At 48.2% G+C, this 23,316-nt stretch carries 29 protein-coding genes; 28 read left to right on the top strand and 1 reads right to left on the bottom strand.

Translation table 11 applies throughout. The annotated features are described in order from the left end of the window. Positions 1 to 492: 492 nt before the first annotated feature. The 6 genes from M1D70_RS09335 (at position 493) to M1D70_RS09360 (ending at position 5,803) form a co-directional block, all read left to right on the top strand. Positions 493 to 1,590, top strand: a complete 1,098-nt coding sequence (locus tag M1D70_RS09335; RefSeq protein WP_456289709.1) for a RelA/SpoT domain-containing protein — start codon at positions 493 to 495, stop codon at positions 1,588 to 1,590. Positions 1,591 to 2,131: 541 nt separating this feature from the next. Further along, complete coding sequence (locus M1D70_RS09340; protein ID WP_456289710.1) at positions 2,132 to 2,476, top strand: hypothetical protein; 345 nt, start codon at positions 2,132 to 2,134, stop codon at positions 2,474 to 2,476. Positions 2,477 to 3,069: 593 nt separating this feature from the next. After that, positions 3,070 to 3,804, top strand: a complete 735-nt coding sequence (locus M1D70_RS09345; RefSeq protein WP_456289711.1) for a hypothetical protein — start codon at positions 3,070 to 3,072, stop codon at positions 3,802 to 3,804. Between the two features lie 64 nt (positions 3,805 to 3,868). Then, positions 3,869 to 5,167 carry a site-specific DNA-methyltransferase gene (locus M1D70_RS09350; RefSeq protein WP_456289712.1) on the top strand — a complete coding sequence of 433 codons (1,299 nt, stop codon included), beginning with the start codon at positions 3,869 to 3,871 and terminating at the stop codon, positions 5,165 to 5,167. 73 nt (positions 5,168 to 5,240) lie between these two features. After that, the gene (locus tag M1D70_RS09355; protein WP_339292716.1) at positions 5,241 to 5,417 is read left to right on the top strand and encodes a hypothetical protein; all 177 of its coding nucleotides are present in this window, start codon (positions 5,241 to 5,243) and stop codon (positions 5,415 to 5,417) included. A 170-nt stretch (positions 5,418 to 5,587) separates the two neighbouring features. Next, positions 5,588 to 5,803 (top strand): hypothetical protein, encoded by a 216-nt coding sequence (locus M1D70_RS09360; RefSeq protein WP_456289713.1) that lies wholly within the window; start codon positions 5,588 to 5,590, stop codon positions 5,801 to 5,803. A gap of 2 nt (positions 5,804 to 5,805) precedes the next feature. Here M1D70_RS09360 and M1D70_RS09365 read toward each other — a convergent pair whose 3' ends face one another. Then, positions 5,806 to 6,231 (bottom strand): hypothetical protein, encoded by a 426-nt coding sequence (locus tag M1D70_RS09365; protein ID WP_456289714.1) that lies wholly within the window; start codon positions 6,229 to 6,231, stop codon positions 5,806 to 5,808. An 80-nt stretch (positions 6,232 to 6,311) separates the two neighbouring features. Here M1D70_RS09365 and terS point away from each other — a divergent pair, with 80 nt between their 5' ends. The 22 genes from terS to M1D70_RS09475 all read left to right on the top strand — a co-directional run bounded on the left by terS (position 6,312) and on the right by M1D70_RS09475 (position 23,311). Next, positions 6,312 to 7,193 carry a phage terminase small subunit gene (gene terS / locus M1D70_RS09370; RefSeq protein WP_456289715.1) on the top strand — a complete coding sequence of 294 codons (882 nt, stop codon included), beginning with the start codon at positions 6,312 to 6,314 and terminating at the stop codon, positions 7,191 to 7,193. After that, positions 7,174 to 8,457 carry a PBSX family phage terminase large subunit gene (locus tag M1D70_RS09375; protein WP_456289716.1) on the top strand — a complete coding sequence of 428 codons (1,284 nt, stop codon included), beginning with the start codon at positions 7,174 to 7,176 and terminating at the stop codon, positions 8,455 to 8,457. The genes terS and M1D70_RS09375 overlap by 20 nt, the downstream gene beginning before the upstream one ends. Before the next feature lie 13 nt (positions 8,458 to 8,470). Next, positions 8,471 to 9,964: a phage portal protein gene (locus M1D70_RS09380; RefSeq protein ID WP_456289717.1), complete on the top strand. Its 1,494-nt coding sequence runs from the start codon at positions 8,471 to 8,473 to the stop codon at positions 9,962 to 9,964. Then, a complete protein-coding gene (locus M1D70_RS09385; RefSeq protein WP_456289718.1) occupies positions 9,961 to 11,613 on the top strand; it encodes a minor capsid protein in 1,653 nt (550 codons plus the stop codon). The genes M1D70_RS09380 and M1D70_RS09385 overlap by 4 nt, the downstream gene beginning before the upstream one ends. Then, a complete protein-coding gene (locus M1D70_RS09390) occupies positions 11,610 to 11,774 on the top strand; it encodes a hypothetical protein (RefSeq protein WP_456289719.1) in 165 nt (54 codons plus the stop codon). The genes M1D70_RS09385 and M1D70_RS09390 overlap by 4 nt, the downstream gene beginning before the upstream one ends. A gap of 58 nt (positions 11,775 to 11,832) precedes the next feature. Then, on the top strand, positions 11,833 to 12,108 hold the full coding sequence (locus tag M1D70_RS09395; protein WP_456289720.1) for a hypothetical protein: 276 nt from the start codon (positions 11,833 to 11,835) through the stop codon (positions 12,106 to 12,108). A 110-nt stretch (positions 12,109 to 12,218) separates the two neighbouring features. Next, complete coding sequence (locus tag M1D70_RS09400; protein WP_456289721.1) at positions 12,219 to 12,866, top strand: phage scaffolding protein; 648 nt, start codon at positions 12,219 to 12,221, stop codon at positions 12,864 to 12,866. A gap of 6 nt (positions 12,867 to 12,872) precedes the next feature. Continuing rightward, positions 12,873 to 13,232, top strand: a complete 360-nt coding sequence (locus M1D70_RS09405; protein WP_456289722.1) for a hypothetical protein — start codon at positions 12,873 to 12,875, stop codon at positions 13,230 to 13,232. A 25-nt stretch (positions 13,233 to 13,257) separates the two neighbouring features. Beyond that, positions 13,258 to 14,307 carry a major capsid protein gene (locus tag M1D70_RS09410; protein ID WP_456289723.1) on the top strand — a complete coding sequence of 350 codons (1,050 nt, stop codon included), beginning with the start codon at positions 13,258 to 13,260 and terminating at the stop codon, positions 14,305 to 14,307. A gap of 43 nt (positions 14,308 to 14,350) precedes the next feature. Further along, positions 14,351 to 14,671, top strand: coding sequence for a hypothetical protein (locus M1D70_RS09415; protein WP_456289724.1), 321 nt, complete (start codon positions 14,351 to 14,353; stop codon positions 14,669 to 14,671). 52 nt (positions 14,672 to 14,723) lie between these two features. After that, on the top strand, positions 14,724 to 15,161 hold the full coding sequence (locus M1D70_RS09420; RefSeq protein WP_456289725.1) for a hypothetical protein: 438 nt from the start codon (positions 14,724 to 14,726) through the stop codon (positions 15,159 to 15,161). Positions 15,162 to 15,172: 11 nt separating this feature from the next. Continuing rightward, positions 15,173 to 15,568, top strand: a complete 396-nt coding sequence (locus M1D70_RS09425; protein ID WP_456289726.1) for a DNA-packaging protein — start codon at positions 15,173 to 15,175, stop codon at positions 15,566 to 15,568. Beyond that, positions 15,565 to 15,936, top strand: coding sequence for an ABC transporter ATP-binding protein (locus M1D70_RS09430; RefSeq protein ID WP_456289727.1), 372 nt, complete (start codon positions 15,565 to 15,567; stop codon positions 15,934 to 15,936). Before M1D70_RS09425 ends, M1D70_RS09430 begins: the two co-directional genes overlap by 4 nt. Positions 15,937 to 15,998: 62 nt before the next feature. Further along, positions 15,999 to 16,343, top strand: coding sequence for an HK97 gp10 family phage protein (locus M1D70_RS09435; RefSeq protein WP_456289728.1), 345 nt, complete (start codon positions 15,999 to 16,001; stop codon positions 16,341 to 16,343). A 4-nt stretch (positions 16,344 to 16,347) separates the two neighbouring features. Next, a complete protein-coding gene (locus tag M1D70_RS09440) occupies positions 16,348 to 16,788 on the top strand; it encodes a phage tail terminator family protein (protein ID WP_456289729.1) in 441 nt (146 codons plus the stop codon). Further along, positions 16,769 to 16,960 (top strand): hypothetical protein, encoded by a 192-nt coding sequence (locus M1D70_RS09445; RefSeq protein WP_456289730.1) that lies wholly within the window; start codon positions 16,769 to 16,771, stop codon positions 16,958 to 16,960. Before M1D70_RS09440 ends, M1D70_RS09445 begins: the two co-directional genes overlap by 20 nt. A gap of 1 nt (position 16,961) precedes the next feature. Next, complete coding sequence (locus M1D70_RS09450; RefSeq protein WP_456289731.1) at positions 16,962 to 18,293, top strand: phage tail sheath family protein; 1,332 nt, start codon at positions 16,962 to 16,964, stop codon at positions 18,291 to 18,293. 1 nt (position 18,294) lies between these two features. Further along, positions 18,295 to 18,762, top strand: coding sequence for a phage tail tube protein (locus M1D70_RS09455; protein WP_456289732.1), 468 nt, complete (start codon positions 18,295 to 18,297; stop codon positions 18,760 to 18,762). 63 nt (positions 18,763 to 18,825) lie between these two features. After that, on the top strand, positions 18,826 to 19,233 hold the full coding sequence (locus tag M1D70_RS09460; RefSeq protein WP_456289733.1) for a phage tail assembly chaperone: 408 nt from the start codon (positions 18,826 to 18,828) through the stop codon (positions 19,231 to 19,233). A gap of 238 nt (positions 19,234 to 19,471) precedes the next feature. Continuing rightward, on the top strand, positions 19,472 to 20,032 hold the full coding sequence (locus tag M1D70_RS09465; protein WP_456289734.1) for a hypothetical protein: 561 nt from the start codon (positions 19,472 to 19,474) through the stop codon (positions 20,030 to 20,032). Positions 20,033 to 20,086: 54 nt separating this feature from the next. Continuing rightward, entirely contained in the window at positions 20,087 to 22,633 is a 2,547-nt protein-coding gene (locus M1D70_RS09470; RefSeq protein ID WP_456289735.1) for a phage tail tape measure protein, read from the top strand. A 12-nt stretch (positions 22,634 to 22,645) separates the two neighbouring features. Next, complete coding sequence (locus M1D70_RS09475) at positions 22,646 to 23,311, top strand: LysM peptidoglycan-binding domain-containing protein (protein WP_456289736.1); 666 nt, start codon at positions 22,646 to 22,648, stop codon at positions 23,309 to 23,311. Positions 23,312 to 23,316: the final 5 nt, after the last annotated feature.

Raw genomic sequence — 23,316 nt, forward strand, 5'->3', positions numbered from 1 at the left:
GATAGTATTGATGCTATTTGGGGCCTATCAATTTATAAGACTTTATCTCAGAGATAATAAAAAATGACGAGTATATGTGATAGACGATAGAAGGGCTGACAACAAAGGAACTGAAGTAACTAAAATAGAATAAAGAAAAAAGGCATTGTCATTATCACAGACAATGCCTTTTTTGCACAATAGTTGCCACACTCTAAATTAGAAGGCCCCATTTCGGGGGGAAGCAAACGGCGAACTCCAAAAATGAATTTGACTCTAAAGTGAGCACAGTCTGATTGTAAAATGACACTAAGTTGAGCACCACATGGCGGTTTTCCCGTGATAGGATGTAACCATAGAAAAAGGCGAGAATGACACGCACGGCTGCATGAATGCGGCATATGACCGGGGCGTAACTCTTCTCGCTTTTTCTTCTTCCCCATTCTCATTCCAAAATATTACATGATGTGATAAATTAGACGAAAGGATGCTATGAAAGTGGGTCGTAAACAAATGAAGAAAGTGGAATTGAAATATTCAAAAAAAGCTGTTGACAGAGCTGGTGATTTTTTCTCAAAAATGTTAAGCGAAGTATTCTTCGATGAAAATACAGAAGTAAGCTCGAAGGAGATAATTGATGCCTACGAAACGCTTAATAATTGGAGAGCTGTTCATGGTTATCCAATCAATACTTTTCAAGCGACTTTAAGAAACAAGTTAAAGAGCATTGACCCGAACGCAGTTGTAGCTCAAAGATTAAAACGAACCCCTTCGATTATAAGTAAACTAGCGAGATTTAGGGGAATGAAACTATCAAGAATGCAAGATATAGGTGGTTTGAGAGCTGTTGTCGAGGACCTAAGTCAAGTAGAAGCACTCTATGATTATTACAAGAGCAGTAATAGTAAGTGGAAGCATCAACTTGTGAATGAGAAAAATTACATTGATAACCCTAAACCGTCTGGATATAGAGGGATTCATTTGGTTTATCGCTACTATAAAAATAATCCTGAAATCTATAATGGCCTTATGATCGAACTACAAATACGAACTCGTCTGCAACATGCCTGGGCCACAGCTGTAGAAACAATGGGGACTTTTCTCAATTCCTCACTAAAATCTAGTGAAGGGCCAGATGAATGGCTATCGTTTTTTTCACTGGCCAGTTCGGCATTTGCATATTTAGAAGGGAAGAGTTTGATTCCTGGCTACGAACACCTATCAAGAGAAGAAACATTCCGAACTCTAGTGCTTGAAGAAAAGAGATTAAAGATTTCTGAAAAATTGAATGTATTTAGAAATGCCCTAAAAACTATAAGTAGTGATGGAACAGGTAGTTACTATCTCATGGTTTTAGAACCTGAAGAGAAGAAGTTAACATATACTGCTTATGGAAGAGATAGACTTGAGGAAGCCACGGAACATTACTTGAAAGAGGAACAAATAAGCGATGGTGATAACAAAAGACAAGTTGTACTTGTAAAAGCATCTTCTGTAGAATCGCTTAAAAAGGCATATCCGAACTACTTTTTGGATACACATGAATTTTTAAATGTTTTGCGGAGAATAAGCAAAGAAGTGAAGAAAGATAGCAAGGAAAGAGCGGGCTAGTTAATAATAAGAAAAAGAAAGTATGTTTAAGATATTATTGAGTTTTCCGTTTAATTTGATTAATTGTTATTTTGACACATTTTTTCACATCAAGATAAAATGTTCTTGTTCTTCCTCTCTAGATACAAAGTACAGATTCTTTTAAAGCAAAGAGCGTAGCGTTTTTGCTCCGGCCGGCACGGACGCAATGCTCTCGCGGATCTCTCTGCAGATAAATGCTGAATATATAATCTGAAGTCGTTCCTTTCTGGAGCGGCTTTTTTATTTTCTCTAAGGAGCGTGAACTTATTATGAAATGGATTCAATGGTTGGTTAAAGTGACAGCGGGCAACTCACTAAGAAATAGAAAGGTACGACGACATGGCCGGAAAACGTAATAAGCTTCAGCGACGACGCTCTAAGCCAAAGCAACCATACAGGTGTAAACGATGTGTGTGGGGTGAATGGACCGGCACGAGTCAGTTCTGTAGCAGACGTCCTTGTGTGAAGGAGGAAAAACCTTCCTGATGTCGAAATGTGATGTCGAAGGGAGGTGAGCACTTTGTCAGAATGGAAAGAACAAATAAAAGCTCACGTTGCTTCGTATGTTGACTCAAAAACCACTGTCCACAAATCAATCGTGTCAGTCTTGACTGAATTGAAAAGTGGCCTTGGTTACGGAGTTGACGCGAAGCAAACCGCGCTTTCGCCAATAGAATGGAATGTTATTATTAATATACCCTCTGTTGGAAGAGTAGAGTTTAGCATTAGTTATTCTGAAATTTACGAAGCTGGTGGTTCGTATGATGAGATCGGAAACTGGATTCCCAAGTTTCCTGATGACTTGGACGGGGCAATAAAGGATATTATTTTGGAAAAAGTTAAAAATTCTGTCGATCCAGGATGAGCACCCTCGGGTGCTTTTCTTTTGGAAAAGGAAAAACCTTCCTAATGTCGAAATTGGTTTTATTGAAGATATAGGAAAGGTGGTGGGATCGATTTACACTAGCAGCGCGGTCTGGTTTATTGATATTGATGATACAAGTACTTTCTCGTTCGCAATTATACTTGTCTCATTCATATTATTTTTCACAATAGTGCCTCTTTTAATTAAATATTTGCCAGATAAACAAAGCGAAAAAGTAGCTAAAAGTATGCCTGTTTTACTTGTTGCTTTAATATTTGTAGACGTTATAATAGCTGTAATCTTTGATAGATAGTTCGTGGTTTAGACAAGTTTGTACATAAATTTAGAGAATGTCGCTCTAAACGACAAAAATTTAAGTCGATTTAAAGCATCTGTGATTGATCACGGACGAATAGAGGAACAGGTCTGGAAAACAGCAGAGAAGGGGCATAGCGTTGGCGTATGCCCCTATTTGTCGTGCATCCAAATTAGAAACCAACTCAACTCAATTTGGAAATATTCAATCGTATACAAAATATCATTGTCGTAATTTGGAAAATGAAGTATGATACTTCGAGGGAGTGGAGGTAGTTATGAAAAATAAAGAAGAAAATCCGAATAAAACCCCGAAAGGGTATATAAATAAATTACACTTTATATACATTATTATTTGTCTTGTAATAGTAATTCTTGCAATATTGGCTTATACAATATGGGACAACGAGGCTGCAGGTGTTGGATTAAATAATGCTGCTACTGCTTCCTCAATCGTATTAGCAGTTGTTGCAATTGTGATGACAATAGTTGACATAGCTGGTCAGCGTAAAACCGTCTCCGATTTAAGGGACACAGCCGAGACCCTGGAAGAAAACCTCATTCAAACTAACAAGAGCCTTGAAACGGTAGCTACACTGGAAAACCAGTTGACTGAAACAATGGAAAGTATTCTTAAAAGCCAGCAGGAACTTCAACATGGAATCTCAAAAATACAGCACTCTTTTGGATCTGGGGAAGCAATAGATAAAGAAAAGCTGGTTGATCAACTGGAATTATTAAAGAATAAAGCAGTGATTATACCATCACATGTTCGTGTTGTAAATCGCCAGAATGATATAAATGAATATAAGAATCGTTTTGAAATAAGGGATAGGATTCTATTAGTGCTTAAAACAAGGAAAGAATTCTCAATTACTGAATTATTAGAAAGTCCTGCAGTATCTTCTTTAGGCATTAAACGATCAGCTTTGAAAAATGAACTAACTCGCTTAGTAGAGCAAGGGATAGTACAAAACAACAATGGAAGGTATGGTTTAAAAAAGAGAACATAGAAGCTTTAAGCACCTACTACGGGTGCTTTTTTTGATGCTATTAAAATCATTGGAGGTAGTGAAGATGAACATCAGAGTCGTCCCGATCGATCAGATAAATGCAGCTGCCTACAACCCAAGAGTGGACCTGCAGCCGGGAGATCCGGAATATGAAAAGCTAAAGCGTAGTATTGAGGAATTCGGCTATGTGGAGCCGATCGTTTGGAATGAGCGTACCGGCAACATGGTCGGCGGGCATCAACGGTATAAGATCATGGTCCATGAGCAAGGGCATACAGAGTTGGCCGTCAGCGTTGTCGATTTGGACGACCAGCAAGAACGGCTTCTGAACATTGCGTTAAACAAAGTATCCGGCCGCTGGGATGACGAAGCATTGGCCAGGCTATTGGCTGATTTGCAAACGAGCGGGGCGGATTTGACGTTATCGGGTTTTGAAGAGGAAGAGCTCAGTGACCTGATGGTCGATTTCGGTACCATGCCTGATACGGAGATTGAGGAGCCGGTTGTGGAGGATGATTTCGACGTCCAAGGGGCGTTTGATGACATCCGGGAGCCGGAGACGAAACGGGGAGATATTTGGCAGCTAGGCCCTCACCGATTGATGTGTGGTGATTCAACCAGCATTGAGGATGTAAGCTACTTGATGGATGGTGAACTGGCTGCGCTGGTGGTTACAGACCCACCATATAACGTGGCAGTTGAAAGTGACTCTTCCCGTCTGGCCGCTGACGGCCGGGAGTCAATAATGAACGACGACATGCCTGCAGAGGAATTTGCGGGCTTTTTGCATTCCGTATTTGAGAGGTATGCCGAACATATGGCGCCGACGGCGGCGATATACGTCTTTCATCCATCTTCTTACCAGCGCCAGTTCGAGGACGCCATGAACGCAGCAGGCATTGTCATCCGGAGTCAATGCGTATGGGTGAAGAACGCGGCTTCATTCGGTTGGTCGCAGTACCGTTGGCAGCATGAGCCGGTATTCTATGCTCATATAAAGGGAAAGACCCCAGCTTGGTACGGCGACCGCCGACAGACAACGGTATGGCGCGCTGGCCTCCCTTTGGAGGAACCTGAACCATCCACGGTCTGGGAAGTGTCCCGTGGTAACGTCGGCAAGTATGTTCATCCGACACAGAAGCCGCTAGAACTACTGGCCATACCGATCAAGAATAGCAGTCGTCCAGGTAACACTGTTGTGGATTTCTTCAGCGGAAGCGGGTCCACATTGATGACTTGCGACCAACTGGATAGGCCCTGCCGTACCATGGAGATCGATCCGAAGTTCTGCGACGTCATTAAAAAACGGTACAAGGAAGCTACCGGCATAGAGCCAGTCCTCATTTCTCGTATCAATTCTTAGTATAGAAAGAGGATATAGTTCGTATTTATTGAATGGATATATATGGGTTGAAGAACGCTTTAAGGAGGCTAGAATGGATCTAGAGAAAGAAATACAAGAACTTAAAGATCGACTTGATTCAGTGGAGAGGAAAGTTGGGAAGAGACCACATGGTGGTTCAAAGGGTTTGAACTTAGGTTTTTTAATTATAATTGTTGTTTATCTATTGTTAGTTCTTATTGGGATAATCCAATTTGTGAACGCAGGATAAAGACCGCAAAGGGGCGGTCTTTTCTTTGTCCATAATAAAGGAGGACGCGGTAACGTCCTCCTCATAGACCAGGGTATCCCCCGGCTGAGATAGCGGCCCGCCGCGCGCGGCATTTAGCTGACATCCGCTATCTCGCATTCCATCATAACGGAAAGCCGAGGGGAACGACAATGGGAACACCTGAGAATAAAGATTTGCTTATGCAGCATGAGCTTCAAGTCATGGAAGGTATCCTCGAGAGCAAGGAACAATACCGGAAGATCGTCAAAGCGGGTATAGCCAAGTGGGTGAAGGATTTTCAGGAAGGCCGGATTGAGATCAATACGGTGGACGACCTGAAAAAGCTGATTGAAATAGATATTGAGTTACAGAGGGATGAGCTTTGAGATTAAATACTTGGATTTTCTAATAGTTCATCGATTATTTGTATGATGATTGTATACGAAACCAATTTTTTGTTAATACGCCCTGTGTTAATGAGCATATACCCTACGAAAATGAAAAATAGAAGTGTAGAAATTGAATAAAGTAAACTCACGTTATCCATTGAGGAACTTACGCTAAACATTCCAATTACTAATGCAATTAAAATTGCTGATATACCAATATAATTTCCCATGGCATTTGAAAGAGCTAATTGAGCTTGATAGTGAATTCTAATATTTTTCAAATCATCCTTAAAGTTCTCTTCTCTTTTAATTGCGTCATTCATTATTTGTTGTATGGAGGATTTTACGAATTTAACATCTTCGGGAGTTTTACCCTTTATTGAGTCCAGATACTTTTCTAGCTTTTTAATCTGATTATAGGTCATAGATAACAACCTCCTGTGATTTATATTTATTATCGGTCTGCCAAAGCACAAAATAAATATGGAGGTGGTGATGGTGTAGCATGGCTAGAGAAAGAAGTCCAGACCGGGACAAGGCAAAACGTATGTGGCTGGAGAGCGGCGGAACGATGAAGCTTAAAGACATCGCCGCCTCTCTTTCTATTGGGGAGACACAGGTCCGAAAGTGGAAATCCCAAGATAAGTGGGCTGCTGATTTGAATAGTAACGTTACCAATGAATCGAAAGGTAACGTTACTAAACGAGGTGCCCCCAAAGGGAACAAAAACGCAGTCGGTAACCGTGGGGGAGCTCCTGAAGGTAATAAACGAGCTGTTGGCAATAAGGGCGGCCCCGGTGGGCCGCTAAAAAATAAGAAAGCAGTTACCACGGGGGAATATGAAACGATATGGCTTGATGCGTTGGAAGACGACGAGCTTGATTTAGTGAACCGGATCGACACGGATCCTATCCTGCAGGTGGATGAATCAATTCTCAAATTTGAGATCCGCGAGCGGCGTATGCTGCTTCGAATCAAGCGGCTGATCGACGGCCTGACTGAAAAGGAACGACGGGTCCTGTATGAGCTCAAGTCGGTAAAGGAAGCGATGACGGTACATGACGAGAAATCCGGCCTGACCAAGACGATCCCCGTCACTCGGACCGAACTGGTAGAGTCCGAGATTGAGGAAAAGACCTTCCGTCAAATTGATGACATCATTGCTTTGGAGGAGGCATTGACTCGAGTTCAGGACAAAAAGTTGAAGGCAATTGAACTGAAAAACAAGCTGCTGGATGAAGAGCGGCAGGTTCGCATTGAAAAGCTCAAGTTTGAGCTTCAAATGCTCCGCGGCGGCGAAGCCGATGACGTTAAAGATGATGGATTCATTGAAGCTCTAAGAGGAAAAGCAGCGGAGGTGTGGGCTGATGGCAAGACTGAAGCTTAAGCCGCCACCTTTCAAATGGAGACCCTTTTCCGAGAAGCAGATCCGTGTTCTGACTTGGTGGATGCCGGAGAGCCCGCATCATGATATGGACGGCCTGATATGTGACGGTTCTGTCCGGGCGGGGAAGACGGTGGCCATGTCGCTAAGCTATGTTTTTTGGGCCATGGAGAGCTTCAACGGTGAACAATTCGGCATGTCCGGCAAGACCATCGGCGCGCTGCGCCGTAACGTGATCGGGCCGCTCAAGCGCATGTTGACGAGCCGGGGTTATAGCGTTCACGACAACCTGACAGATAACGTCCTGACGATTAGCCGCGGGCTTGTGGCAAACTATTTCTTCCTGTTCGGCGGAAAGGACGAACGAAGCCAGGATCTGATTCAAGGGATTACGCTGGCCGGGATGTTCTTCGACGAGGTTGCCCTAATGCCACAATCGTTTGTGAACCAAGCGGTGGCACGCTGCTCCGTCGAAGGCCGGAAATATTGGTTCAACTGCAATCCAGCCGGCCCTTATCACTGGTTCAAGGTCGAATGGTTGGATCAAGCCGTCGAGAAGCGCGTGCTGCACCTGCATTTCACGATGGACGATAATCTGTCGCTGTCCGAACAGATCAAAGACGGCTACCGTCGATTGTTCAGCGGCGTGTTCTACAAGCGGTATATTCTCGGTCTGTGGGTGCTTGCTGAGGGTGTCATATACGATATGTTCGATAAGGACAAGCACGTCGTCCCGACCAAGGATCGACCATACACGCAATATTATGTCAGCTGCGACTACGGGACTCAGAACCCGACCACGTTTGGGCTTTGGGGACAATGCGAAGGTACTTGGTACAAAATCAAGGAGTATCATTACGATGGCCGGGCTCGCAGCCGGCAGAAGACAGACGAGGAATACTGCGACGATCTCATAGAATTTGTAGGCAAGCTGCCGATCAAGGGCGTCATTATCGACCCTTCGGCAGCTTCTTTTATTGCAGCCATCAAGAAGCGTGGCGTGCTGCGCGTCATTAAGGCTGCCAATGAGGTAGTAAACGGGATCCGCGACGTCGCGTCGGCGTTGGTTGAAGGTTTGATCAAATATAACGATTGCTGCAAGGAGACGTTCCGGGAATTCAGTTCCTATGTTTGGGACGAGAAGGCAGCAGCTCGCGGCGAAGACAAGCCGGTTAAAGAGAACGATCACCAGATGGACGGTGATCGTTATTTTGTGCATACCATCGTGAAGCGTCGGGGCGGTGTATTCTTCCCGGGGCAAGCGTGAAAGGAGGAAGACCGTGTCATTACTGTGGCCGACAGATGAATATCAAAAGGAAATTGAAGACATTATCATCCGGGGAGCTAAAACGGCGGCCACGCTGGAGCAAATCATCCAGCTTGAGATCGGCGGGTGGAGGGCCTCCCCTAAGCGGAAATGGATGGAGATTGGTGACCTCTATTACCGTAATAAAACGGACATCTTGGAGCGGCAGCGGACTGCAATAGGTGCTTCTGGAGCTCGGGAGCCGGTCGGTAACCTGGCTAATAACAAACTGGCTAATGCATTTGTACGGAAACTAGTGGACCAGAAGGTCGGCTATCTGCTCGGGAAGCCAATAAGTATCCAGACAGATAATTCAAAGTACGCGGAAGCGTTGGATGAAGTTTTCGACAGCACCATGTCCCGGAGAATCCAGTCTACAGGGAAGGAAGCTGTCAATAAAGGGATTGCCTGGTGGTTCGTGTACTACGATGAAACAGGTGAACTTCAATTTCGGAAGATGCGATCAGAAGAAATCATTCCACTTTGGGCAGACGAGGCGCACACTGTTTTGGATGCGATCATACGTGATTATGAGGTCATTGTATACGAGGGCATGCAACGCAAGACTGTCCGAAAAATTGAATGGTGGGATACACAAGGTGTTCGCCGTTATGTTGTGGATGGAACGGGCTTGGTACCAGATGTAGAAGCCGGGCCGATCGGATCACATTTCTCAGTGATTTCTGGTGGTAAGGAACAACCGATGAATTGGGAACGCGTACCGTTCATTTGCTGGAAGTATAACGAGGAAGAGCAGCCTCTTGTCGAGATCATCAAATCCCTGGTAGACGACTATGACCGTAACAAATCCGATAACAGCAACAACCTGGAGGATTTACCTGAATCGATCTACAAGGTCAAAAATTACAGCGGGACGGATCCGGCCGAGTTTCGTAAAAATCTTGCACTATTTCGGACCGCCTTTGTTGATGGTGATGGCGATCTGGATACGTTGTCCCTTGCCCTCAATGTTGAAACCTACAAGACTCATATGGAACAGGCACGGAAGGATATTTATGAGTTCGGTCGAGGCGTCGATACGCAAGGTGTCGAAATCGGCAGCGCACCCTCAGGAATCGCACTGAAGTTTCTTTATTCAGACCTTGATCTCGATGCCAGTCTCATGGAGACCGAGTTTCAGGCATCTCTTGAGCAGCTTCGGTGGTTCGTCGATACGCACCTGTATAACACGACAAAGGTTGATTACAGCGAAGAGGATATTGAGTTTATCTTCAATCGAGATATGCCGATTGATGAGGAAAGCATCATTCGCGGGATAAAAGACAGCATCGGTATTTTGTCAGACGAAACGCTTGTTGCGCAACATCCGTGGGTTCGTGTTGTTCAGGCTGAACTGGACCGCATTCAGAAGCAAAAAGAGGAGTCTCTTGAGCGCATGGCCGCATACGGCGGGCTTCCACCGAATACACCGCCTGATGCTACCAGTGAGGATGGCGATGATGAATGAAATCGGAAGATTACTGGGCGCGCCGGATGGAGGACCTGAACGAGGCGGAGCTTCGAAAGGGAGAGGCGTATATCAAGGCGCAGAACGCTGAGTATGACAAGGCGTTGGCCCGGATCCGGAAGGAGACGGAAGCCTGGTATGCTCGGCTTGCCAAGAACAACGGTGAAATCTCTATGGCAGCTGCTCGCAAGCTCCTGACAGACAATGAGCTCAAGGAGTTCCATTGGTCGGTAGAGGATTACATCAAGGTCGGCCGGGAAAATGCAATCGATCAGCGATGGATGAAGCAACTTGAAAATGCGAGTGCCAAAGCCCACATCAGCCGGCTGGAGGAACTGGAGCTGAAGTTGCAGCAAGAAGTCGAACTGCTGACGGCCCGGCGGGCCAAGGGTTCGACCGAAGTCCTCGGCGATATATACAAGGAAGGGTATTACAAAGGGATCTTCGAAGTACAGCGCGGCGTCGGCGAGGGCGTGCCGTTTGCTGGGCTGGATGCCCGCCAGATTGACAAGGTCTTGGCGAAGCCCTGGGCGCCAGACGGCCGGAACTTCAGTTCGAGGATCTGGGGAGATCGGGATAAGCTGCTGTCGGAGCTGCAGACGGTACTGACGCAGGACTTGACCCGCAGCGAGCCGTCAGATAAGGTGATCTCCGATTTTGCGGAGCGGATGAGCGTCAGCAAGCGTGCGGCTGAGCGGCTTATCTTAACGGAGGCGGCGTATTTCTCCGGTCAGTCTCGGATCGATGGGTATAAGACCCAGGGGGTTACGGCCTATAAGTTTGTAGCCACATTGGATAAGCGGACGTCCAAAGATTGCCGGGAGATGGACGGGGAGGTCATTCCGCTGTCGGAGGCGAAGCCGGGAGTCAACTATCCGCCGTTGCATGCCTATTGCCGCTCGACGACGATTCCCGTTTACGAGGACGTGGGGGAGGCAGAGCCCGGCGAACGAGCTGCGCGCGGGAAGGACGGCAAAACCTTCAGCGTGCCCGGTAACATGTCTTATAAGGAGTGGGCTGCGAAATACGCGCCGAAGGATTCTGAAAAGCCGCCAGCGGTTTCAGAACCGCCGGCAGTTGAACCACCACCGGTTAAGACGACTGAGCCTGATGCGAAGCCACCATCGGCAGCGCCAACGGCTCAACCTTCAAGCCCGTCGCAGCCGTCTTTGCCATCCAATCAGCTGGATCTGACGAGAGACGAAGAGGCGGCCGTCACGCGATACATCGGAGGCGAGTCTTACGTACTAAATGACAAGCTACGCCGCGGGCAACCGCTAGAAAGTCGGGAAATGGAATGGATCGAGGAACTAGATAAGGCCCTTAACAAGCTTCCTCCATATGAAGGGGATGTATCGAGGTCGCTGCAGTTCACTTCAGAGGAATCCCTCGAGGAGTTTATGGCAGACATCCGGCCCGGAGCCGTGATACAATATCCGCAGTACATCTCGACAACGGCTGGCCCTATTTACAATCCGGATGGTCAGGTTCAAATGATCATTTTGGGTGCCCGTCAGGGTCGTAACATCACGATGTACAACCCGGGAGAACAAGAAATTCTGTATTGGAGGAATTTCGGGTTTGAGGTTACCGAGGTGCGGTATGTGGACGGCGTGTACATCATCCTCATGAGGGAGGTTGGGCAATGAGTCAGAACAAAAAACCATTTTCGGATCCACGATGGAATGATACTTCGAAACCGAAGATTATCGGGTACCGGGAGATCCCTCCGGAAGAACAGAAAAAATACAAGAAACAGCTGGATGACTTTTTACGGAAATCGGGAGTTATGAAAAAGGATCATGATTAAGGCACTTACGCATGGATTTGCGAGGGTGCCTTTTTATTATGCCTGGAGGAGGTAGCCTATGCCCAAGCGATATAAGAAGAGCGTTTTTATTGACGTCCTTGAATTCAGCAATACGCCTGAGAACCACCAAGACATCATTGATTTTACCGGCTTGCCTATCAGCGTCGAGTACACCAGTGACGGTGTGCAGCTCCGGGTGATTCGTGGAGCCTACAGCGTCCTGGTGGCCAAGTTGGGGGAGTGCATCGTGAAAGATAGTGCTGGTACCTTAAGTGTTCGGACTAAAGAGTCACTTGAGGCCGAGGGGTACACCCTAGTCGAAGAGGCTGGCTAAGCTCTTGCCCTGTCGAATGGCTTAAAACTAGGCATACTTGCGGCTGGAGTATATCGGCCGGCTCCCTTAGCTGGAGAGCAGCTATAAAAATCTATGGAGGCTGATGATAAATGGATTGGTTGAAGGAATTGCTGAAGAATGCCGGGTTGAATGAATCAAAGATCGATGCCTTGATCGGTGACGTGAACAAGGAGCTGCCGAAACACTTCGTGCCGAAGGACAAGTACAACGAGGCTGCCGAAGCCCGCAAGAAGGCAGAGAAGGAAGTCACCGATCGCGACAAACAGCTGGAGGATTTGAAAAAATCCAGCGGTGACGCCGAAGCGCTGAAGCAGCAGATACAGAAACTTCAAGACGACAACAAGGCGGCCAAAGATAAGTACGAGGCTGAGTTGAAAGACCTGCAGCTAACAGGAGCGCTCAAGCTGGCCCTTGCTGGCAAAGTCCATGATCCGGACATCGTGACAAACCTGCTGGATAAAACAAAAATCGAACTGGACGACAGCGGAAATATCAAAACTGGCTTGGATGACCAGATTAAAGCCCTGCAAACGAGCAAGGCTTTTTTGTTTGTCCCAGAGGACAAAGGCGGCGGTCAGTTCCAGTTCCGCGGGGCCAATCCGCCAGAAGGCGGAGGAGCAGGCGGTGCCGGCGGGTCTGGTCAGGACAAGGCTGCTGAATTTGGGAAGAGGTTGGCCGAATTCGCCAAACAAAACTCTTCCACTGCGGAGGCACAAAAATCATATTTTGGAGAGTGATTGCACATGAGCAAGTTTGTACAAACCGACTACGGTAACCGGAAAGAAATTCTGAAATTCCCGGATCACTACGTGAATATGCCGATTACTGTCGATGCCACAGGGGTAACCCCGGATGCAGACGGCAAGAAAGTCGTGCCAGCCGGGACGATCTTGGGCGGCGGCGTGCTGACAGATACGTCGAAGCTTGCCAAAAAAGCGAACGACGGCACGGCAGAAGGCGTGCTGTTTTATGACGTTGATGTAACGTATGGTCCGGCCCCGGGAGCACTTCTGATTCATGGCTTCATCGATTTAGCCAAGTTGCCGGAAGCACCGGCTGATGAAGCTGTCGCAGCTTTGAAACAAATCACATTCATCGCCTAATCGGCGGAAAGGAGATTGAAATTATATGCCTACAATTTTTGATATGGTCAATGCAAAGGCTATTGCTGCATATGTGACTAACAATCCATCCAACAGAATCGCTTACCTCGGAGCCACTCTATTTCCGCGTCGAAAGAAGCTCGGACTCGATTTGTCCTGGATCAAAGGTTCTCGCGGTCTTCCTGTATCGTTGCAGCCGTCTGCATTTGACGCCAAAGCAACGCTTCGGGACCGTATCGGCCTTAGCAAAATCGAAACGGAAATGCCGTTCTTCCGCGAATCGATGAGAATTGGTGAGAAAGATCGCCAAGAACTACTTAAGCTGCAGGAGTCTGCTGATCAATACGTCATGCCGTTGATCAATCAAATTTTTGACGATGTTGCATCTCTAGTTTCCGGCGCTGATGTTGTACCAGAACGTATGATCATGCAGCTGCTGTCAAGCGGCAGAATTCGTATCACATCTGCGGAGACGCGTCAGGACTATGATTATGATTACAAGATGGATCCGAGCCACATGGAGACACTGACCGGCACGGCCGTTTGGAGAAATCCCGATTCCACGCCTATTCAGGACATCCAACGTTGGCAGAAGCAAGTTGAGGCAGATACTGGCACGAAGCCGACGCGCGCAATCTGCTCTCAAGACGTATGGGATGCTCTTCTCGTACATCCATCTATTCGTCTTGACATGAATCCGTTGGGTGGCCAGAACGTCATCATGACGGATGAGATGTTGCGCCAGTACCTTCGTGCTAAACTCGGCATCAGCGTTGCCCCGTATACGAAGCAGTACGCCCTTCAGGACGGATCTTCGCACCTGTTCTATCCAGCGGGATATTTCACACTCATTCCGGAGGGTAATCTTGGCAGCACGTGGTTTGGCACGACGCCGGAGGAAGCTGATCTGATGGCCGGAGCAACGGCTGCAGAAGTTTCGATCGTCAATACTGGCGTGGCAATCACGTCAATCAAGGAACCACATCCGGTGAATGTCGAGACGCTCGTCTCCGAGATCGTGCTTCCGAGCTTCGAAACGATCGATACCATATTCATTGCCAAGGTGTTTGATTAAGGAGAGGCTCGGCCTCTCCTATTTATATTTGGAGGTGTAATGGATGTCAGACCAACAAAACAATCCGTTTGAAGACAAGAGTATTGAAGAGGTGTTGGAAATGATCGAAATCGGCGATCTGACCCCAGCACAAGCCCTTGAGATTGAAATCGAGGGAAAGAACAGGAAGACCCTGATTGCAACACTGGAAAAGATGTTGGAATCATCTCCGGAAGAAAAGCAAGCCGACATGGTGAAGGGCATCATTATCAAAAATGTTAAGCACAACACGACGCGGTATCAAATCGGACAGAAAGAAGAGTTTTCAAAAGAGGACTTCGAAATTCTTCTGGCTGCAAAAGCCATTCGCCCACTTGAGGAGTGATTGATTTATGATCATGCGGTATTGGGACGACAAATTAAAAAAGCCGGTAACTGTGACACCGTCAAATCCACTGCCTACCGGCCCCCCAAGTGCTCTGTCTCCGGGATCGATTACCACAGATCAGTTGGCTGACGGAGCTGTAACAGCCGAGAAGCTTGCTTCGGATGCTGTCACTACAAACTCGATTTCGGATGCGACTACTGTCGGTAAGTCCTTTTTGAAGGCGGCGGATGCCGCTGCAGCTCGCACGGTGATCGGCGCAGGCACCAGCAATCAGAACTTGTCAGCCCTTACTGCAGCGGAGGCGACAACAGGGACGGCCACAACGGCTAGGGCTATTACAGCTGCGGTGCTAGCCGGTGCAATTAACGAGCGCACCAAAGGTAAAGCGCAGATTGCCGCACTTACACCTATCGCGGATCCATCAACAGCCGATGCTCCCACTGTGGCCACGCTGCTTAACGCTGTGATTGCAGCGCTCAAGGCGTAGGAGGGATTGCCATGATTACGTCAACAGACGTTTGGGGGATCATCAAGGCACGCCTGGAGTTGGCTGACGAGGCCCTGCAGCCGCTGATTAACACGTACATTGCCGAGATCGAGCGCAGAATCAAGCATTATTGCAACATCAGCAGTCTTCCGGACGATCTGCTGTACGTTTGGGCCAGTATGGTCATCGACGCCGTTCGGGTTGATCTTCCTAATGTGGACGAGATCGACGATACCGTTGGTGGTCAGGCCGGCAGCGTTAAGGTCGGCGACACATCGGTATCCGGCGGGGGAGGTTCCGGCGGCGGGCTTACCAATTCGTCGAAGGCCGTAATCGATCAGGTCGTGTTTAATTACCGGGCGGATTTGCATCATTACCGCCGGATGACATGGGGGCGTAGCAGATGATCAATTACCGACGTCACCGGCGGCAGATTGAGCGAATGTATGAGGACAGGGCCACGGTTAGCCGATATGCCGACGTCAAGGACCCGGTTACGAGGGAGACCAAGCAGGTGTTGCAGCCGCTGTACGAGGACCAGCCTTGCATGCTTTCGCAAACAGGGCTCCCTCGTAACGGTCAGACCGAAGCGCAAAACGACATCAGGTATGACGCCAAGCTGTTTATCGCCCCGGAGCTTGAGATCCGACAGGGCGACGCCATTTTCGTCACCAGAAAGGCTACGGGGCGTATGGAGACATACGCGGCGGGCGAACCATTTCCGCCATATCCGAGCCACCAGGAAATTAACCTGACGGCAAAGGACTGGGCATAATGAGTCGCTTCGGCTCATTCGATTTCTCGGAAATGGAGGAATTCAGGGACCAGCTCAAGGCGATGAAAAAGGCATGGCCGAAATTCATCAAGGAATGCGTGGAGGAGCTCGCGAACCGTTTGCTCGCCGAGGTTGTCCCTCGGACACCGGTCCAGGAGGGGGAGCTTCGCCGCAGCTGGACGATCGGGCAGGTGACGATGAAGGCTGATGGCGGGGCTGAGCTCGAGGTGTTCAACCCTGTGTATTACTCGGCTTACATCGAGTACGGCCATCGGACCCCGAACCATCAAGGATGGGTGGAAGGCAGGTTCATGATGACTCTTTCCGCTCAAAAGTTGGAGTGTGAAATACCTGGGATCTTGGAGCGCAAGCTTGATAAATTCCTCAAAAAATACATTGGGAGGTAGTGCCGTGCAGGTTACCTATAATGACGTGCGGTATGCGGTGCAGGCTGCCCTGGACAAAGCCTTCCCGGCCATCCCCATTTCCGGCGAGGAGATCAAGCAGAATCTTGATCCACCTCGTTTTTTTGTTCGCTTGTTGGAGCCCGCCCATACGCAGGAGCTCGGCCGCCGGTACCGCCGCGACCATCCATTTGTGGTTCGTTACTTTGCGCCGGAACGGTCAAATGATGACATGTACGATATGGCAGAGCAACTGACCGATGCCCTCAAATGGATCACGGTCGGCGGTCGCAAATGGCCGGGGCAGGGGATGGATTTTAAGATTATTGATGAGGTCCTGCATTTCTTCGTGACGTACAGCCTGCTTGTCTGGGAGCTGCCGCCGGATGATCCGAAGATGCAGATGCTTGAACAGGAGGGATATGTGCATGACAGACAAGGCAGATAGAAGCCGGGCTCCTGCAGTTCCGGCTTTTACGAAGGAGCAATTTTTGAAGTCCAGACAGCGCCCGGGCCACGAAAGGGATATCCTGGCCGCTGTGCTGGAGGACGGTAAAACCTACACGTTTGCAGATGCCGAGAAGGCCCTGCAAGCATACCTGAAAAGGAGTGTGAAGTAAGATGGCCGGTGGAACATGGACAGCTCAAAACAAAGTCAGACCGGGCACGTACATCAATTTCAAGGCACGCCCGCAGCCGCTCGGCTCCCTGGGCGACCGAGGAATCGCGGCGTATCCTGCGGCGCTGCCGTGGGGGGACCCGGCCAGCGTGATCGTGGTGGAGGCATCCGAATATATGGATAAGTCCCTCGCACTGATCGGCTTCCGTCCGACCGATCCACGCATTCGCCATATAACAGCGGCGGTTAACAATGCCAGCACCGTATTGCTGTACCGCCTCGGCGGGACGGGAGCGGTCAAAGCCAAGGCGACGGAAGGACCATTGACGGCGACGGCCAAGTGGGGCGGCACCCGCGGGAACGATCTGCAGATCGTGGTGCAGAGCAATATCGATGATCCGGCAGCGTTCGACGTGGTCACGCTTTTGGATGGGGAAGAGGTCGACCTGCAGACGGTCACTGTGATTGAGGAGTTGCAACCTAGCGCCTTTATCGATTGGAGCGGATCAGGCACGCCGACAACGACGGCCGGCATCAGGCTCACCGCAGGGGCCGACGGTACAGCGAGCGGTGCAGACTTCTCGGCGGCCCTTAGCGCCTTTGAAGCGTATCAGTTCAATGTCTTGGGCGTTCCTTTGACCGATTCATCGAGCAAGCAGCTGGCCGCAGCTTACGTACGCCGGCAACGGGAAGAGGAAGGAAAGAAGGTTCAGGCGGTGCTCGTGGATTACTCGTCGGCGGATTACGAGGGGATCATCAGTCTGAAAAACAGCATCATCACGTCGGACGGTCTTAAGGTTCCTCCTGAAATGCTGCTTTGGGAAATCGCGGCGATGGAGGCGGCGGCAAACGTGAACGAGTCCCTCACCTATACGGTCATTCCGAACGCCGTCGACGCCTATCCTCGCTTGACCAACAGTGAAACGATCGCAGCGCTCAAAAACGGAGAGCTCGTTATCACGGCTGTTAACGGGTCCGCGGTCATTGAGCAGGACATCAACACATTGACGAGCTTCACACCGGATCGGAGCCGTTCCTTTAGCAAGAACCGGGTCATTCGGGTGCTGGACAGCATCGGCAACGATATTAAGCGGATCTTCGACCAGTTTTACATTGGGAAGGTGTCCAACAACGACGACGGCCGGGCACTGTTGAAGGCGGAAGTCGTTTCCTATTTACTTTCGCTGCAGGGGATCGGAGCGATTCAAAACTTCGACAGTCAAACCGATATCTCTGTCGCCCCAGGCAACGATGTGGATTCCGTTCTTGTCGAGCTGAGTATCAAGCCAGTAGACAGCATCGAGAAAATTTACATGACCGTGGAGGTGGTATAAGATGGCCTTTTTCCGTGAACAGGACGCAATTAGCGGCAAATATGCCAAGGCGTATGCGACGATCGATGGTCGGGTCGAGGAATTGTTTTATGCAAAATCTCTTGAAGCGACCATCGAAAAAAATAAGGTGGACGTCCCGGTCTTGGGCAAGACCAATACGCCGCAGCGAGCTGCAGGATGGTCTGGAACAGGAACGATGACTGTTTACTATGTGAGTTCTGTATTCCGGCAACTTATGCGCACATACATTCAGACCGGCGAGGACTTTTGGTTTGACTTGATGGTCACCAATGAGCAGCCAGGGAGCTCGACAGGAAAGCAAACGGCTATGCTGCTTGGTTGCAACGTGGACAGCGTAGTCGCTGCACAATTCGATGCTACCAGCGATGATATGCTGGAAGAAGAAATCCCGTTCACTTTCCATGATTACGATCTGCAAGATCAGTTCAATTTGATCACAGGTAGATGACAATAAGGCGCAGCCGATAAGGTTGCGCCACTCTTATTCTAAAACTATGGAGGATGATGATATATGAACCTGCAGGACTTTTTGAATGCTAACCCGGTGGACAACTTGACTGAAGAAGTGGCTATCTCTCCGCGATTTAAGGATGAGAAAGGCAATCCCTTGAAATTTACTATTAGAGCGATGTCTCCAGCTGAATTCGAGGACATTCGAAAAAAATCCACGCAAATTAAAAAAGGAAAAAAGGTTGAATTTGATAATCAATTGTTTAATCTCAGCATTGCGATTAATCATACGGTTAACCCGGATTTCCGAAATGCCGAATCCATTAAGAAGCTTGGTCTGGCCACTCCTGAGGATTATGTTCAAAAGGTGCTGCTTGCCGGCGAGTTGTCAACACTCGTACAGAAAATCAACGAACTTAGTGGTTTTGATGTAGCGATGAACGATTTGGTAGAAGAAGTAAAAAACTAATCATTGAGGGCGATGCTGACGCGAATTATGCGTACTACGCCCTCCATGAGTTGCATATTCTTCCCCACCATTTGATGGCTATGACTGATCGAGAACGGGCTACGATTTATGCCATGATCTCGGTTCGAATTGATAAGGAGAAAAAAGAACAACAGAGAATGAGAAGAAAAAAATAGAATTATTCACCATTATGATGTACGATATGGGTAAATATTCCCATATAAATAGGAGCGTGGTAATGGTGTGGTTATTGCTTTTCATAGTTGCAATTTTTATCGGGGCTATAGTCGTTCTTGTGAATCAAGCAAGAAACAACAAGAAGATCAAACAAGAAGCGATAGACCGTGGGGCATACGATGGCGTTGCTTGTAAACATATCGAAGGCCTAGGGATTGGTGATAAATCATGTAATATACTAGCCTTTGAAAATGAAATTCAAATTGAGGCTGCTAATAAATCTTCGTTTAGAATTCCGATTGAGCGTGTAAGAGCTTTTGTCACAAAAAGCCAACAAGAATTTGAGGATGTAGATAGGAGCGTCGTTGGAAGAGCTGTTGTGGGTACCTTATTGGTTCCTGGATTGGGGACTATTGTTGGTGGAATGTCCGGATTGAAGAATAAAAAGAAAAAGAAGGGTGGGAAAAGTTTTTATTTAATCATTAACTATGTTGATGCTAGTGGGGAATTAAAAGGAGTAACATTTCAGGATGATTTAAACATAACTCGTCTCACCTCTTTTACAAAAACGGTTAATGATAAATTATCATCGCAATCGTACGGTCAAGTAATTGACTTATAGTTCGATAAGGCGCCTCCTAAGGCGTCTTTTTTTGTTGGTGAAGGAGGTTGTCCAGTGCCGACTATTGCAACACATTTGAATATGATGAATAACTTTAGTGGTCCTCTCAAGGCGGCGATTCGCCAGACCAATACAGCCATTTCAGCTATGGAAAATTTGAGGCGAGTAGTGGAGCGTCCAACACATGCAGATATTGATGTTACTTTGGACTCTTCGCAGGCCATGCAAGAAGTACGTCAGTTGAACCAAGAAGTAGAGAGACGATTAGGAACTATAACGAGTGAGGTTGAACTAGAAGTAACGACTCAAGTTACTAACGCCATCGGGCAGCTTGACGGTCCAATCAATCGTGTACGCTCAGAAATTGACCGGTTAGCTGATGTTTTACAATCACAGAATCAGCCGTCATCAGGCAGTGGAGGATCAGACGGTGGTGGTTTTCTCCTTGGCTCGGGCGGATTTGTTACTGCTTTAGCAGGGATTTTAGGTACCGGCGCTCTTGTTAGTGGTACTGTTGGGGGAGCAATGGAACAGCAACAGCTTCAGGGATCCCTCCAAGCTCAAGTTGGCATAGATGATCAGCAAGCAGCTTTTATGGTGCAACAGGTGCAAGACGTTTGGTCCTCAGGGTGGGGCGAATCTCTTGCCATGGTCAATAATGATATGGCTACTGTCCGTCAAAACCTTAGTGGTTTATCTCAAGATGCCACCAAGGCCTATACCCAATCAGCGTATGCTGTCCAGCAGGTAGCAAAAGGGCAAACGGATGTCCGAGAGCTGTCTAAAGTAACCCGAACATTAATGGCTAATTTTGAGGGGCTTGGTGAAATTCAAACCCTAGACCTAATCGCGACAGGCTATCAGCGCGGTGGGGACTACGCTAATGACTTGTTGGATACTGTTAACGAGTATGCTGTTCATTTCTCCGGTCTCGGAATGAGTGCCGAGCAGATGTTTGCCACTCTGATTGCCGCCAGCGAGGAGGGGGCTTGGAATCTGGATAAAGTAGGGGATGCTGCGAAAGAAAGCTTTATTCGCCTGCAAGATCTCTCCGATTCCAGCAGGGAAGGACTTCAAGCGCTTGGTTTGGATGCTAATCAGGTAGCTGCAGATATCGCAGCCGGCGGCGATGCAGCTAATCGAGCATATCAGGCAACATTACTCGCGCTCGGAAATATGGAAAATGCCACGGATCGTAACACCGTCGGGGTTAAATTGTTCGGAACCATGTGGGAGGATCTCGAAGATAGCGTGGTTCTGGCTATGCAAGCTGGGCAAGCTGGACTTGGTGAGTTTGAAGGAGCAACGGCGCGGGCAGCCGATGCGTTGCAGAATAAACTCGTATTCCAATTTGAGCAGTTTAAACGTAACTTTGCTTTGGGCTTTGCTGAGGCTGGGCAAGGCTCTATCGAAGGGCTAGCCCCCTTAATTACGATGCTTAACGAAGCTTTCCAGGCTGGGAAGTTTCAGCCGTTTTTCGATGGGCTGTCTAACGCTTTAACATTTACAACCGAGCTGATTAGTTTCCTTGTGGAGAACGCCATATGGCTCTCAGACACGATAATTGAGAATTGGTCCTGGATCAGTCCGATTGTTATGGGTGTTGTTGCTGCTATGGGTGCGTACTTGCTGATGACTCGTGGAGTTTCAATTGCTCTGCAGATTGCCAAAGTAGCTCAGATCGCTTTCAATGCAGCCATGAGCATGAATCCATATGTTCTTGTAGCCACACTAATCATCGGAATCATTACTGCCTTAGTCGCACTATGGAAGACGAATGACCAGTTTGCTGCTGGCTTCTTAAGAGCTTGGAATGGAATCCTAAATTTCTTCGACCAGATTCCGATCTTTTTTACCTGGGTCGGCAACGGAATTGCTAATGCCTTTGACTGGGCGAAGGTCGAAACTCTCAAAATTGTTGATTCGTTGGCCAACGGCGTTATTCATCGGATTAACTGGTTAATCGATAAGTTGAATAAGATACCAGGAGTGAGCATTAATGCGATAGATCAATTGAATTTAGCTGGTTCCGCTGCAGTAGAAGCTGAGGCAGCCAAGCAGGCTAGGGCAGCGAGTTTAGAAGAGATGCGACAAGGAGCTGCGGAAAAGGCAGCTGAGCGCGAAGCACAGGTGCAAAAGTTTTTAGATGATCGTCAATCCAAGCGCGCCAAAGAAGCTGCCGAAAAAGCTGCTCAGGAGGCGTCGCTAAAAGCCGCAGAGGAAGCTGCTAAACTAGCAGCAGATGCAGCAAGGAACCAGCAACCAGGCAGCATGCTAGGCGCAGGTACTAGCTTGCCAAACAGGGTAACAACGCCAAAGTTGCCTACCATTGGTGTTGGTGACAAGGACATCGGCAAAGTGGGCAAGGTGGGCCAGGTCGATAAGATCAAGGATAAGGTGGATATCTCCAGCGAGGACCTCAAGATGATGCGGGAACTTGCTGAGATGAAGAACATCCAGAACAATGTCACTCTGCAACCGTCGATTAGCTTCGGCGATACACACGTCCGCAAGGAAAGCGATATTAATACCATCGTTGCACACATTACCGAGAAACTGGAGCAAGACATTGCTTCCTCGGTGGATGCTGCGTACACGTAAGGAGGGCTAGACATGCGAGTCTATGGTGTCGAGCTGAGCTTCAACAATAAAGAAGAAGTGCTCCAGCTGCCGATCAACCCTTCCGAAATGGAAGTTGATGAAACTGGCCGTGGAAACACGTATGATGTGGTCGGCCTCGGTGAGATCAACGTGATTAAGGATAGGCAGCTTACTACGTACAGCTTTAATGGTTTGTTTCCCGCGCAATGGTACCCGTTTGTAACAACGGATGACCTCTTACATCCGGTGGAATACATCAAGATGATTGAGAAGTGGATGACGACCAAACGGCCCATCCGTTTCATTTTTACTTCCGACACCTATGACATCAACACGCCAGCCAGTATAGAGTCCTTCACATGGAAAGAAGTAGCCGGCGGCGGTGGAGATATCGAGTATTCGCTTCAGCTTAAGAAATACGTGTTCTACGCGGCGCGGAAGATCGTCAAGGAATCCACCAATGGAGGTGGCCGCGTGCAGAAGAAGAAAACGGCGGCACGTCCAAATGACAAACAGCAGCCGAAGACGTACACCATGGTTGCCGGCGACAGCCTATGGAAAGTCGCACAGATGAAGCTCGGGAATGGAGCACGCTGGAAGGAAATCCAGCAGCTGAACGGAATCAAAGACGCCGAAATCAAACGGCTACCGATTGGGAAGGTGTTGAAGTTGCCATGAAGCTG

It is taken from the genome of Paenibacillus sp. AK002 (genome assembly GCF_053903045.1).